The 12458-nt window shown below is 70.2% G+C and carries 12 protein-coding genes and 1 pseudogene; 9 read left to right on the top strand and 4 right to left on the bottom strand.

The window, feature by feature from the left end:
- Positions 1 to 2: 2 nt before the first annotated feature.
- Together OCU_RS47045 and deoC are read left to right on the top strand one after the other, a co-directional pair.
- Complete coding sequence (locus tag OCU_RS47045) at positions 3 to 407, top strand: DUF2599 domain-containing protein (protein ID WP_009953534.1); 405 nt, start codon at positions 3 to 5, stop codon at positions 405 to 407.
- Complete coding sequence (gene deoC / locus OCU_RS47040; protein WP_009953535.1) at positions 404 to 1081, top strand: deoxyribose-phosphate aldolase; 678 nt, start codon at positions 404 to 406, stop codon at positions 1079 to 1081. Before OCU_RS47045 ends, deoC begins: the two co-directional genes overlap by 4 nt.
- Positions 1082 to 1100: 19 nt before the next feature.
- On the opposite strand, the gene OCU_RS47035 is transcribed toward deoC, so the two are convergent.
- Genes OCU_RS47035 through OCU_RS47025 form a run of 3 tightly spaced genes read right to left on the bottom strand, consistent with a single transcriptional unit; the run spans position 1101 to position 3539 of the window.
- Positions 1101 to 2156 carry an LmeA family phospholipid-binding protein gene (locus OCU_RS47035; RefSeq protein WP_026071176.1) on the bottom strand — a complete coding sequence of 352 codons (1056 nt, stop codon included), beginning with the start codon at positions 2154 to 2156 and terminating at the stop codon, positions 1101 to 1103.
- A complete protein-coding gene (locus OCU_RS47030; protein WP_009953538.1) occupies positions 2153 to 2980 on the bottom strand; it encodes a carbon-nitrogen hydrolase family protein in 828 nt (275 codons plus the stop codon). The genes OCU_RS47035 and OCU_RS47030 overlap by 4 nt, the downstream gene beginning before the upstream one ends.
- A gap of 34 nt (positions 2981 to 3014) precedes the next feature.
- On the bottom strand, positions 3015 to 3539 hold the full coding sequence (locus tag OCU_RS47025; protein ID WP_009953539.1) for a DUF2505 domain-containing protein: 525 nt from the start codon (positions 3537 to 3539) through the stop codon (positions 3015 to 3017).
- Between the two features lie 26 nt (positions 3540 to 3565).
- Between OCU_RS47025 and OCU_RS47020 the strand changes: the two genes are divergently transcribed.
- Entirely contained in the window at positions 3566 to 4684 is a 1119-nt protein-coding gene (locus OCU_RS47020) for a UDP-N-acetylmuramate dehydrogenase (protein ID WP_009953541.1), read from the top strand.
- 32 nt (positions 4685 to 4716) lie between these two features.
- Positions 4717 to 6090, top strand: a complete 1374-nt coding sequence (locus OCU_RS47015; protein ID WP_170320630.1) for a L,D-transpeptidase — start codon at positions 4717 to 4719, stop codon at positions 6088 to 6090.
- Here the strand turns inward: OCU_RS47015 and OCU_RS47010 are convergent.
- Complete coding sequence (locus OCU_RS47010) at positions 6074 to 6823, bottom strand: SDR family oxidoreductase (RefSeq protein WP_014381231.1); 750 nt, start codon at positions 6821 to 6823, stop codon at positions 6074 to 6076. The genes OCU_RS47015 and OCU_RS47010 overlap by 17 nt on opposite strands.
- 260 nt (positions 6824 to 7083) lie before the next feature.
- On the opposite strand from OCU_RS47010, the gene OCU_RS47005 reads away from it, so the two are divergent.
- The 5 genes and pseudogenes from OCU_RS47005 to OCU_RS46985 all read left to right on the top strand — a co-directional run bounded on the left by OCU_RS47005 (position 7084) and on the right by OCU_RS46985 (position 12431).
- Complete coding sequence (locus tag OCU_RS47005) at positions 7084 to 8334, top strand: ROK family transcriptional regulator (RefSeq protein WP_196771132.1); 1251 nt, start codon at positions 7084 to 7086, stop codon at positions 8332 to 8334.
- Positions 8335 to 8356: 22 nt separating this feature from the next.
- Positions 8357 to 9631 (top strand): D-inositol-3-phosphate glycosyltransferase, encoded by a 1275-nt coding sequence (gene mshA / locus OCU_RS47000; protein ID WP_014381229.1) that lies wholly within the window; start codon positions 8357 to 8359, stop codon positions 9629 to 9631.
- Positions 9628 to 10168 (top strand): annotated as a pseudogene (locus OCU_RS46995) (YbjN domain-containing protein); the annotation flags it as partial. The gene mshA and the pseudogene OCU_RS46995, both read left to right, overlap by 4 nt.
- A 130-nt stretch (positions 10169 to 10298) precedes the next feature.
- Positions 10299 to 11048, top strand: a complete 750-nt coding sequence (locus OCU_RS46990) for a phosphoglyceromutase (protein WP_009955051.1) — start codon at positions 10299 to 10301, stop codon at positions 11046 to 11048.
- Between the two features lie 153 nt (positions 11049 to 11201).
- Positions 11202 to 12431, top strand: a complete 1230-nt coding sequence (locus OCU_RS46985; protein WP_008261206.1) for a sensor histidine kinase — start codon at positions 11202 to 11204, stop codon at positions 12429 to 12431.
- Positions 12432 to 12458: the final 27 nt, after the last annotated feature.

Genomic DNA, 12458 nt, shown 5'->3' with positions numbered 1-12458 from the left:
GGATGAGGCTGCTGCTGACGGCGCCGGCCGCCGCGCTCGTCGCGCTGTGCTGCCCGCCCCCGCATGCGATCGCCGCGCCCGAACCCTTGGTCGACCACACCGAATGGGCGCAGTGGCAGGGCCGTAGCAGCCTGCGGGTCTTCCCGACGCCGGCCGGCCGGACCGCCTCCCGCACGCCCACGAGCATGGCCTGGGCCGACGAGGCCTGGTCCGAGGTGCTCGCCCTGGCACCCGACGCCGACACCCCCGGGATGCGTGCGCAGTTCCTGTGCCACTGGCAGTTCGCCGAACTGGCGCGGCCCGGCAAGACCAGCTGGAACCTCGAGCCCTGGCGGCCGGTCGTCGACGACGCCGAAATGGTTGCCTCCGACTGCAATCCGGGCGGTGGGGAAGAATCGTTCGGATGACCGGCCACCCCACCCGGGCGGAGTTGGCGGCGTTCGTCGACCACACCCTGCTCAAACCCGAAGCCACCGCCGCCGACGTGACCGCCCTGGTCGCCGAAGCGGCCGAACTGGGCGTGTACGCGGTCTGCGTCTCGCCCTCGATGGTTCCCGTCGCCGTGCACGCCGGCGCCGGGGTGCGGGTGGCCAGCGTCGCGGGATTCCCGTCGGGCAAGCATGTTTCGGCGGTCAAGGCGCACGAGGCCGCGCTGGCCGTGGCGTCCGGCGCCTGCGAGGTCGACATGGTCATCGACGTCGGCGCGGCGCTGGCGGGCGACGTCGATGCGGTGCGCTCCGACATTCAGGCCGTGCGCGACGCCGTCGGCGGCGCGGTGCTCAAGGTGATCGTGGAATCCTCAGCACTGCTGGCGCTGGCCGACGAGCGCACGCTGGCGCGGGTGTGCCGCGCGGCCGAAGACGCCGGCGCCGACTTCGTCAAGACCTCGACCGGGTTTCATCCGACCGGCGGCGCGTCCGCGCGGGCCGTCGCGCTGATGGCCGAGACGGTCGGTGGCCGGCTGGGCGTGAAGGCCAGCGGCGGCATCCGCACCGCCGCGGACGCGCTCGCGATGCTGGATGCCGGCGCGACCCGGCTGGGCCTCTCGGGAACCCGGGGAGTGCTCGACGGGCTCGGCTGAAACCGCCCGAGCCCGGCCATCAGAGGTTGGCGAAGCAGGGGTTGTTGTTGTCGCCGGCGGGGATGCTGGCGTTGCGTGTCGAGAAGTGGCTGGTCACACCCTTGTCGGTGACCTGCACGCTGTCGGCGTGAATGCCCAGCGGGTAGTTCTTGGTCAGGTTCGAGGTGAAGTCGTCCAGGGTCGACTGCACGGATTCCTTGGGCATCGTGAAGCCGAGCGCGTTGAAGCTGACGATCTGCAGCTTCAGCCCGGTGCCCTCCACCACCGGCTTGGCGGTGATGTTGTCCAACATGCCCTTGAGCTCGATCGTGCCGTCGGCGGGATGCGTGGTCACGGTGTTGGTGACGAAGGGCCCCAGCACCGGGATCGCGTTCTGCACCGATTCCTTGATGCCGTCACTCGTCCAGCTGATGGTCGCGTCCAGCGAGCCGATGGTGCCCTTCGAGTTGGCCGTGTCCTTGATCCGGACGTCGTTGATGTTGAGCGAGAGCTTCATGCCCTTGGCGTCGCGGATGTTGTTGCCGGCAGTCTGCACCGAGATGTTGGTGTAGTGCTTGGTCGCCTGCTGCCACAGCATCAGGGGCGTCACCCCGAAGGACGCGGTGGCCTGGTCCTTGACCTCGCAGGCCACTGCCTCGGCGACCTTGGTGTCCGCGACGTGGCGCACGTACAGCTCGGCCCCGATGAGCCCGGCGATGATCAGCGCGAAAACGATGATGAAGATCAGCAGGACCGAGACCGGATCACGACCGAAGCGGCGCTTCTTCTTCCCCGGCGTCGCGTCATCGCCGGGCGCAGTGGCCAGCCGCTCGGTCGGACCGGCGGGCGGGGTGGGCGGCGGCGGGTAGCCGCGCTGCTGCATGTTGGGCTGGGGCGTCCCGAACCGCTCCGTCTGGCCCGGCGGGGGACCCTGAGCGGGCGGCGGTGGCGGTGCCGGCGGGGGCACGTGACCTGGGCCGCCTGTGCTGATCCGCTCGGTTGGCCGTTCCGTGGGAGGCTGCCCGAACGGTCCCTGGTTGGAGGGACGGGCCCACTTCGACGGGTCCTGGTTCGGGGGTCCTTGTGGGTTCGTCACCGTACCGATTCTGCCCTATCCACCTGAGCAAAGGCCGAGCGGTTGCTGAGGACTGCGATGGCTTTGCGCGCCTCGGCGACCCTGTCGACGTCGACGTCGGCGACCACGAGCTGCGGCTCCGCACCGGCCGACGCGACGACGTCGCCCAGCGGCGAAACGACCAGACTGCCGCCGACCCCGGTGGGTGCGCCCGATCCGGATTCCGCCTGCGCGGCACCGGGGTCCGCCTGACCGGCGGCGGCGACGTAGCTCATCGAGTCGAGCGCGCGGGCGCGGGCCAGCAGCGTCCACTGGTCGAGTTTGCCCGGGCCCGCTCCCCAGGACGCGCACACGGCGATCACCTGGGCGCCGCGGCGGGCCAGCTCGGTGTAGAGCTCCGGGAAACGGATGTCGTAGCAAACGGTCAACCCGACGCCGACGCCGTCGACCGTGATCACCACGGGTTCGTGTCCCGGCGCGACCGTGCGCGATTCGGTGAAGCCGAACGCGTCGTAGAGGTGGATCTTGTCGTAGTGGGCGCCCGGCTGATCGGGTGCCGCCGCGAGCAGCGTGTTTTTCACCCGCCCGTCGCCGGCCGGGGTGAACATGCCCGCGACGACGGTGATCTTCGATTCGGCCGCGACGCTGCGCACCCCGTCGGCCCAGGGGCCGTCGAGCGGCTGCGCGACCGGGCCGAGCGGGACGCCGAACCGGCACATGGTGGCCTCCGGGAACACCACCAGCTTCGCGCCCGCATCGGCGGCCCGGCGGCTGTATTCGCGCACCAGCTGCAAATTTGCTGCGGGATCGGTGCCGCTGAGGATCTGCGCCAGGGCGATTCGCATGAAGGCCAGCTTAGAGCGAAGTCGCGGTGAGGGCTCAGGCCGTTTTGGCGATCCACTCCGTGGTGAAGCGCTGTTCGGCGGCGATCAGCTCGGCCAGGCGCGCGCCGATGATGTTCTCCAACTTGCCGCCGATGATCGGGACGCGCACGTGGACGGTGACCTGGAACGTCAGCCGGGAGCCCCCGGTCCGTCCGATCGGTTCCAGCACCGCGGTGCCCTCCAGGCTCACGGGCGCACCCACGATCGAGCCCACGACCGACCCCGCCGCGGCCCCATCGGTCACCGGCCCCCACGTCTCCTCGCGCCGGATGCGCAGGTCGCCGCTGTGCAACTGCGTGACCATCCCGGGCAGCTTGTCGCTGCTGATCACCTGCAGGGTGACGACCTCGACGGTGTCGTCGTCGCCGGACTGCCCGCCGACCCGCATCGACTCCAGCGTGGCGACGTCGGCCCCGGATTCGGCCAGCCTGGCCCGCCAGTAGTTCGCATCGGTGAAGGCCCGGTGCACCTCGTCAACACTGCCGTCGTAGTCGGCCGACAAGTCGAATGAACGCGGCATAGCAGGTCAGGCTACCGTTACGGGCCATGAAATCCAGCGGTGCCGGTTCGGTGTTCGCCGGTGCGTCGGTGGCCGACTCGGCGCCACTGGCGCCGCTGACGACCCTGCGGATCGGGCCGATCGCACGGCGCCTCGTCACGTGCACCAACAGCGACCAGGTCGTCGCCGCGCTGGGGCACCTGGACGCGGAATCGCGTGCGGGACAAGGCGGCCCGGTGCTGGTGTTCGCCGGCGGCTCCAACCTGGTGATCTCCGACACGTGCGCCGACCTGACCGCCGTGAAGCTGGCCAACGACGGCATCACGGTCGACGGCAACCTGATCCGCGCCCAGGCGGGCGCGGTGTGGGACGACGTCGCGCTCGCCGCCATCGAGCACGGCCTCGGCGGGCTGGAATGCCTGTCCGGCATCCCCGGCTCGGCCGGGGCCACCCCGGTGCAGAACGTGGGTGCCTACGGCGCGGAGGTGTCCGACACCATCACGCGGGTAAAGGTGCTCGACCGCGGCACCGGCGAAGTGCGCTGGGTGCCGGGCGGCGAGCTGGGCTTCGGCTACCGCACCAGCGTGTTCAAACGCGGTGGCGCCGGCGGCTTCGAAATCCCTTCCGTCGTACTGGAAGTGGAGTTCGCGCTGGACGCATCGGGGCGCAGCGCGCCGCTGCGCTACGCGGAGTTGGCGGCGGCGCTGAACGTCGGCGTCGGGGAGCGTGCCGAGCCGCGGGCGGTCCGCGAAGCCGTGCTGGCCCTGCGGGCGCGCAAGGGCATGGTGCTCGACCCGGCCGACCACGACACCTGGAGCGTGGGCTCGTTCTTCACCAACCCGGTCGTCGCCCCCGAGGTCTACGAGCGGCTGGCGGCGACCGTCGACGGGCCCGTCCCGAACTACCCGGCGCCCGACGGCGTGAAGCTGGCCGCCGGCTGGCTGGTGGAACGGGCCGGCTTCGCCAAGGGCTATCCGGAGCCGGGACCGGGCGGACGCGAAGCGCCCTGCCGGCTGTCCACCAAGCACGCGTTGGCGCTGACCAACCGCGGGGGCGCCCGCGCCGACGACGTGATCGCACTGGCCCGCGCCGTCCGCGACGGCGTCGCGGACGTGTTTGGTGTCACACTGATCCCCGAGCCCGTCCTGCTGGGGTGCAGGCTGTAGCCGCAAAATTTGCCGACGCGGGCCAGACCCCGATTTGTCGCGGGCGGGTCGGCGGATTTTCCCCGGTATCTTTGATTTTCGTGACCCCGTCCCGCGCCCCGCGGCCGTTCAACCGGCGCGTTGCTTTGGCGACCCTCGGGCTCGGCGTGCTCGCCCCCAATGCGCTGGCCGCATGCGGTGGCACGTCCGCGAAACAAGCCGAGAAGAAGGAGCAGCCGGCGCTGCAGCTGAAGTACCAGCCCGCCGACGCCACCCAGAACGTGGTGCCGATCGCCCCGGTCAGCGTCCAGGTGAGCGACGGGTGGTTCCAGCACGTCACGCTGTCGAATTCGTCGGGCAAGGCCGTCGCCGGAACGTTCAACCAGGACCGGACCGTCTACACGACCTCCGAACCCCTGGGCTACGACATGACCTACACGTGGAGCGGCTCGGCCGTCGGGCACGACGGCAAGGCGGTCCCGGTTGCGGGGAAGTTCACCACCGTCTCGCCCAGCAAGAAGATCGGCGGGGCGTTCCAGCTGGCCGACGGCCAGACCGTCGGCGTCGCGGCGCCGATCATCCTGCAGTTCGACGCCCCGATCACCGACAAGGCCGCCGTCGAAAAGGCGCTGACCGTCACGACGAACCCGCCCGTCGAGGGCAGCTGGGCCTGGCTGCCCGACGAGGCGCAGGGCGCCCGCGCGCACTGGCGCACCCGCGAGTACTACCCGGCGGGCACCACCGTCAGCGTCGAGGCCAAGCTGTACGGCCTGCCCTTCGGCGACAGCGCGTACGGCGCCGAGGACATCTCGCTGAACATCCAGATCGGCCGCCGGCAGGTGGTCAAGGCCGAAGTCTCGTCGCACCGCATCCAGGTGGTCCGCGACGAGGGCGTCGTCATGGACTTCCCGTGCAGCTACGGCGAGGCCGACAAGGCGCGCAACGTCACCCGCAACGGCATCCACGTGGTCAGCGAGAAGTACGCCGACTTCTACATGTCCAACCCGGCGGCCGGCTACAACCACATCCACGAACGCTGGGCGGTGCGGATCTCCAACAACGGCGAGTTCATCCACGCCAACCCGGCGAGCGCCGGCGCGCAGGGAAACACCAACGTCACCAACGGCTGCATCAACCTGTCCACGGGCGACGCCGAGCAGTACTACCAGTCGGCGATGTACGGCGACCCGGTCGAAGTGACCGGGAGCTCGATCCAGCTGTCCTACTCCGATGGCGACATCTGGGACTGGGCCGTGGACTGGGACACCTGGGTGGCGATGTCGGCGCTGCCGCCGCCCACCGCGCACCCGCCGTCGACGCAGATTCCGGTCACGGCGCCCGTCACGCCGTCCAACGCGCCGACCCTGTCGGGCACCCCGACCACGACGACGCCCGCCACCACCGGTCCGGCTACCCCCGGCGGTTAAAGCGACTGGCCGACGCCTGGTCGCGCGGCTTCATCACGATCAGGTCCAGATCGACGTGGGCCGGGCGCGAGGCGACGAATTCGATCACCTCGGCCACGTCGGCCGCCACCAACGGGGTGATGCCGGTGTAGACGGCATCCGCGCGCTGTTGGTCGCCGTCGAAGCGCACCAGCGAGAATTCCGTTTCGACGGCCCCCGGGGCGATCTCGGTCAGCCGCACCGGTTTGCCCAGTAGCTCGCCCCGCAGCGTGCGGTGCAGCGCGCCCTGGCCGTGTTTGGCCGCCGTATAGCCGGCGCCGCCGTCGTAAACCTCAAGTGCCGCAACGGAAGTGACGGTGACGATCAGCCCGTCACCGGACTCGATCAGCTTGGGCAGCAACGCGCGGGTGACCCGCAGCGTGCCGATCACGTTGGTCTCCCACATCCACCGCCAGTGGTCGAGGTCGGCATCGGCGACGGGTTCCAGTCCGCGGGCGCCGCCGGCGTTGTTGACCAGCACGTCGACGCGGCTCAGTTTGCTCGCCAGCGCGTCGACGGACGCATCGTCTGTGACATCGGCCACAATCGCGGTGCCGCCGATCTCCTCGGCCAGGTCGTGGATCCGGTCGGCGCGGCGCGCCACCGCGACGATGTGAAAGCCCTGCGCAGCCAGGGTTCGAGCGGTCGCCGCGCCGATTCCGGAGCTGGCTCCCGTGATCACCGCGACGCGTTCATTCCTGCCAGTTTCAACCATCGAAACAACCTTAGTGAACGTGCTAAATTTTCCGTGTGCTTCACAGCGCCCTGTCCGACATCACCACCGCCGCGTGTCTGTGCGCGGCGGGTGCGTGTTGTTGCTGCGCACTTTGCCGCTCCTGACCCCATGCCAGGTGTGGCCAAGATGGCCAGCAAAATTCGGACAAAAGGACGCTCGTGCCCACCAATACCCTCACCCATACCCATCTTTCGGCCGGCCGCGTCGTCGGCTATTCCGGCCAGAAGGGCCACCGCTCGGTGCGCCGGCAGATCGTGCCGCCGGCCTTGCACATCCCCGACTCCGCGGCGGCCTCGGTCTTCCGGGCCGTCCGGCTGCGCGGTCCCGTCGGCCGTGACGTCATCGCCGGCGTCACTTCGCTGAGCATCGCGACGGTCAACCGTCAGGTCATCGCCCTGCTGGAGGCGGGACTGCTGCGCGAGCGCGCCGACCTGGCCGTCTCGGGCGCGATCGGCCGCCCGCGCGTGCCGGTCGAGGTCAACCACGAGCCGTTCGTGACGCTGGGCATCCACATCGGTGCGCGCACCACCAGCATCGTGGCCACCGACCTGTTCGGCCGCACCCTCGACACCGTCGAGACCCCGACGCCGCGCAACCCGGCCGGGCCCGCGCTGGCGTCGCTGGCCGACAGCGCCCGGCGATACCTGCGGCGTTGGCATCGGCGGCGGCCGCTGTGGGTCGGCGTGGCCATCGGCGGCACCGTCGACGGCGCCACCGGCCAGGTGGACCACCCGCGACTGGGCTGGCGGCAGGCGCCGGTCGGCCAGGTGCTGGCCGACGCGCTGGGCCTGCCGGTTTCGGTGGCCTCGCACGTCGACGCCATGGCCGGAGCCGAGCTGCTGCTGGGCATGCGCCGGTTCCTGCCCAGCTCGCCGACCAGCCTGTACGTCTACGCCCGCGAGACCGTGGGCTACGCGCTGGTGATCGGCGGGCGGGTGCACTGCCCGTCCAGCGGGCCGGGCACCATCGCGAGCCTGCCGGCCCAGTCCGAGCTGCTCGGCGGCACCGGTCAGCTGGAATCCACCGTCAGTGACGAGGCCGTGGTGGCCGTCGCCCGCCAGCAGCGCATCCTGCCGTTCGCCCCGGCGAACCGCGCCAACGGGCCCGCCACCGGCATCGCCGACCTGTTGCGGGTGGCGCGCGCCGGCAACCAGCAGGCCAAGGATCTGCTCGCCGAGCGGGGCCGGGTGCTCGGCGAGGCGGTGGCGTTGCTGCGCGACATGCTCAACCCCGACGAACTGGTCGTCGGCGGCCAGGCGTTCACCGAATACCCCGAGGCGATGGAGCAGGTGGAGGCGGCGTTCGCCGCACGCTCGGTGCTGGGGCCGCGCGACATCCGCCTCACCGCGTTCGGCAACCGGGTGCAGGAGGCCGGCGCGGGGACCGTGTCGCTGTCCGGGCTGTACGCCGACCCGCTGGGCGCGATGCGGCGGGCGGGGGCGCTCGACGCCCGGCTGCACGAGGTCACCCGGGACGAGTCGTCCGCCTGAGCCGTCCTGTAAAGATGACAGGGTGCGCCACGATGACGTTTTCCGGCTGAACGAACCGCGCCGGGTCGCAGTGTTGGCGGTCCACACCTCCCCGCTGGCCCAGCCCGGCACCGGCGACGCAGGCGGCATGAACGTCTACGTGCTGCAGACCGCGTTGCATCTGGCGCGCCGGGGCATCGAGGTGGAGATCTTCACCCGGGCGACCGCGTCCGCCGACCCGCCGGTCGCGCGGGTGGCGCCGGGAGTGCTGGTCCGCAACGTGGTGGCGGGGCCGTTCGAAGGGCTGGACAAATACGATCTGCCCACCCAGCTGTGCGCGTTCGCGGCCGGCGTATTGCGCGCCGAGGCATCCCACGAGCCCGGTTACTACGACATCGTGCACTCGCATTATTGGCTGTCCGGGCAGGTGGGGTGGCTGGCGCGTGACCGCTGGGCGGTGCCGCTGGTGCACACCGCGCACACCCTCGCCGCGGTCAAGAACGCGGCGCTGGCCGAGGGGGACTCGCCCGAGCCGCCGCTGCGCACGGTGGGGGAGCAGCAGGTGGTCGACGAGGCCGACCGGCTGATCGTCAACACCGACGACGAGGCCAGGCAGCTGATCTCGATTCACCACGCCGACCCGGCGCGGATCGACGTCGTCCATCCCGGCGTGGACCTCGACGTGTTCCGGCCCGGCGATCGTCCGGCCGCCCGGGCCGCGCTGGGCCTGCCACCCGACGAACCCATCGTGGCGTTCGTCGGCCGGATCCAGCCGCTGAAGGCCCCCGACATCGTGTTGCGTGCCGCGGCGAAACTGCCGGGGGTGCGGATCGTCGTGGCCGGCGGACCGTCGGGCAGCGGCCTGGCTTCCCCGGACGGATTGGCCCGCCTGGCCGACGAGCTCGGCATCACCGCGCGGGTGACTTTTTTGCCCCCGCAGTCGCGGTCGAACCTGGCCACCTTGTTCCAGGCCGCCAATGTCGTTGCGGTGCCGAGTTATTCGGAGTCCTTCGGCCTGGTCGCCCTCGAGGCGCAGGCCTGCGGCACCCCGGTGGCGGCGGCCGCGGTCGGCGGGCTGCCGGTGGCCGTGCGCGACGGGGTCACCGGCACGCTGGTCGCCGGGCACGACGTCGATCGATGGGCGGCCGCCCTGGACGGGCTGCTGCGCAGGCCGGCGCCGGCGGCCGGGGAGATGGGCCGCGCGGCCGTCGCCCACGCGGCGACCTTTTCCTGGGATCACACCACCGATGCGCTGCTGGCCAGCTATCGCCGCGCGATCCGCGAGTACACCGCCGAGCGCCGCGAGGTGGGCGCATGAGTTCCTCTACCGATGTGTCACGGGTGATCGAGGATGCCCTGCGGGCAAGCGGGCTGAACTACTCGAAACACGCTGGCGCGCATGGCGGTCCGTCGGGGTTGGTGGTGGAACTGCCCGGTGAGCGCAAGCTCAAGACCAACACCATCCTGAGCGTGGGCGAGCATTCGGTGCGGGTCGAGGCGTTCGTGTGCCGCAAGCCGGACGAGAACCACGAGGGCGTGTACCGGTTCCTGCTCAAGCGCAATCGCCGGCTCTACGGCGTGGCCTACACGCTGGACAACGTCGGCGACATCTACCTGGTGGGCCGCATGTCGCTGCCGTCGGTGGACGCCGACGAGATCGACCGGGTGCTCGGCCAGGTGCTCGAAGCGGTGGACTCGGACTTTAATACGTTGCTGGAGTTGGGTTTTCGCTCGTCGATCCAGAAAGAGTGGGAGTGGCGCGTATCGCGCGGCGAGTCGCTGAAGAACCTGCAGGCGTTCGCCCACCTGATCGACGAAGACGACGATGCAGAGCGCGAAGCGCGATGAGAAGGAGTCGAGCTTCGAGCCGCGAAGACGACGATGCAGAGCGCGAAGCGCGATGAGGAGGAGTCGAGCTTTGAGCCGCGAAGACGACGATGCGGACGACGACGACCGCTGAATGAGCGCGTGAGAGACTAACCGGCATGGGTGACTCCGCCACGCTGATCCTGCTCCGCCACGGTGAAAGCGAATGGAATTCGCTGAACCTGTTCACCGGTTGGGTGGACGTCGGGCTGACCGACAAGGGCCGCACCGAGGCGGTGCGCAGCGGCGAGCTGCTGGCCGAACACAATCTGTTGCCCGACGTCCTCTACACGTCGCTGCTGCGCCGGGCCATCTCCACCGCGCACCTGGCGCTGGACGCCGCCGACCGGCTGTGGATCCCGGTGCGGCGCACCTGGCGGCTCAACGAACGCCATTACGGGGCGCTGCAGGGCCTGGACAAGGCCGAGACCAAGGCGCGCTACGGCGACGACCAGTTCATGGCCTGGCGACGCAGCTACGACACGCCGCCCCCGCCGATCGAGAAGGGCAGCACCTACAGCCAGGACACCGATCCCCGCTACGCTGACATCGGCGGCGGGCCGCTGACCGAGTGCCTCGCCGACGTGGTCGTCCGTTTCCTGCCGTATTTCACCGACGTCATCGTCCCGGACCTGCGCAGCGGCAAGACGGTGCTGATCGTCGCGCACGGCAACTCGCTGCGGGCCCTGGTCAAGCACCTCGATCGGATGTCCGACGACGACATCGTGGGCCTGAACATCCCGACCGGCATCCCGCTGCGCTACGACCTGGACGCCGACCTGCGCCCGGTGGTGCCCGGCGGCACCTATCTGGACCCCGAGGCGGCCGCCGCCGGTGCCGCCGCGGTCGCCGGCCAGGGACGCGGCTGACGTTTGCGCCCGGCGCAATCCGTCGCGCGAACGCCCCGTTAGCCAAACATCACGTGAACGGGAGCGGAACACCTGTGACGCAAGGTGTGACTTGTCCGATTTTGGCCTCGTTCTGCTAGGGCAGCGTTCAGGAAGATTTGTAGGATTTGCTATGTGACTGTGTTCTCGGCGCTGTTGCTGGCCGGGGTGTTGTCCGTGCTGGCGCTGGCCGCAGGAGTGGCGGTCGGGGTCCGACTGTCGCCGCGCGCGATGCAGCGCCGGCAGCGGGTGAGCACCGAATGGACCGGGATCACCGTCGGGCAGATGCTGGAATGCATCGTGGCGCTGATGCCGGTGGGCGCGGCGGTGGTGGACGTCCACCGCGACGTCGTCTACCTCAACGACCGGGCCAAGGAGCTCGGCCTGGTGCGCGATCGTCAGCTCGATGACCAGGCCTGGGAGGCGGCGCAGCAGGCGCTGACCGGTGTCGACGTCGAGTTCGACCTGCAGCCCTCGAAACGGACGGGCGCCCGGTCCGGGCTATCGGTGCACGGGCAGGCCCGGTTGCTCAGCGAAGAGGACCGCCGGTTCGCCGTGGTCTTCGCCCACGACCAGTCCGACTACGCGCGGATGGAAGCGACTCGGCGCGACTTCGTCGCCAACGTCAGCCACGAGCTCAAGACCCCGGTGGGTGCGATGGCCCTGCTCGCCGAGGCCCTGCTGGCCTCGGCCGACGACTCCGAAACCGTGCGGCGGTTCGCCGAGAAGGTGCTCGTCGAAGCCAACCGTCTGGGGGACATGGTCGCCGAACTGATCGAGCTGTCCCGCCTGCAGGGCGCCGAACCGCTGCCGAACGTCGTCGACGTCGACGTCGATAAGGTTGTGAGCGAAGCGATTTCGCGTCACAAGGTGGCCGCCGAGAACACCAAGATTGCGGTCCGTACCGACGCCCCCAGCGGGTTGCGGGTGCTCGGCGACGAAACGCTGTTGACCACCGCGCTGGCCAACCTGGTCTCCAACGCGATCGCCTATTCGCCGCCGGGTTCGCCGGTGTCGATCAGCCGTCGCCGCCGCGGCGAGAACGTCGAGATCGCCGTCACGGATCGCGGGATCGGGATCGCCCTGGAAGACCAGGAGCGGGTCTTCGAGCGCTTCTTCCGGGGCGACAAGGCGCGTTCGCGGGCCACCGGCGGCAGCGGGCTGGGCCTGGCCATCGTCAAACACGTCGCGGCTAACCACAACGGCACCATCGGCGTGTGGAGCAAGCCGGGAACCGGATCGACATTCACGCTGTCCATTCCGGCGGCCAAGCCGTCTCCTCGAGACGAGGGCGAATCCGAGCAAGCGCAGGGTCGCGACGTGCGGCCCGACCGGTCCCAACGAGAGGAAGAACTAAGTCGATGACCCGCGCGTACGACGATGCCGAGGAGG

This window comes from Mycobacterium intracellulare ATCC 13950 (assembly GCF_000277125.1).
Lineage (GTDB): Bacteria > Actinomycetota > Actinomycetes > Mycobacteriales > Mycobacteriaceae > Mycobacterium > Mycobacterium intracellulare.
Note: the sequence above shows the minus strand (reverse complement) of the source record. Positions and strands in the feature narration are given on the sequence as shown.

Coding starts and splice junctions, on each gene's coding strand:
- OCU_RS47045 (WP_009953534.1), top strand. CDS start 3: ATGAGGCTGCTGCTGACGGCGCCGGCCGCCGCGCTCGTCGCGCTGTGC.
- OCU_RS47020 (WP_009953541.1), top strand. CDS start 3,566: ATGAAATCCAGCGGTGCCGGTTCGGTGTTCGCCGGTGCGTCGGTGGCC.
- OCU_RS46990 (WP_009955051.1), top strand. CDS start 10,299: ATGGGTGACTCCGCCACGCTGATCCTGCTCCGCCACGGTGAAAGCGAA.
- deoC (WP_009953535.1), top strand. CDS start 404: ATGACCGGCCACCCCACCCGGGCGGAGTTGGCGGCGTTCGTCGACCAC.
- OCU_RS47025 (WP_009953539.1), bottom strand. CDS start 3,539: ATGCCGCGTTCATTCGACTTGTCGGCCGACTACGACGGCAGTGTTGAC.
- OCU_RS47010 (WP_014381231.1), bottom strand. CDS start 6,823: ATGGTTGAAACTGGCAGGAATGAACGCGTCGCGGTGATCACGGGAGCC.
- OCU_RS47030 (WP_009953538.1), bottom strand. CDS start 2,980: ATGCGAATCGCCCTGGCGCAGATCCTCAGCGGCACCGATCCCGCAGCA.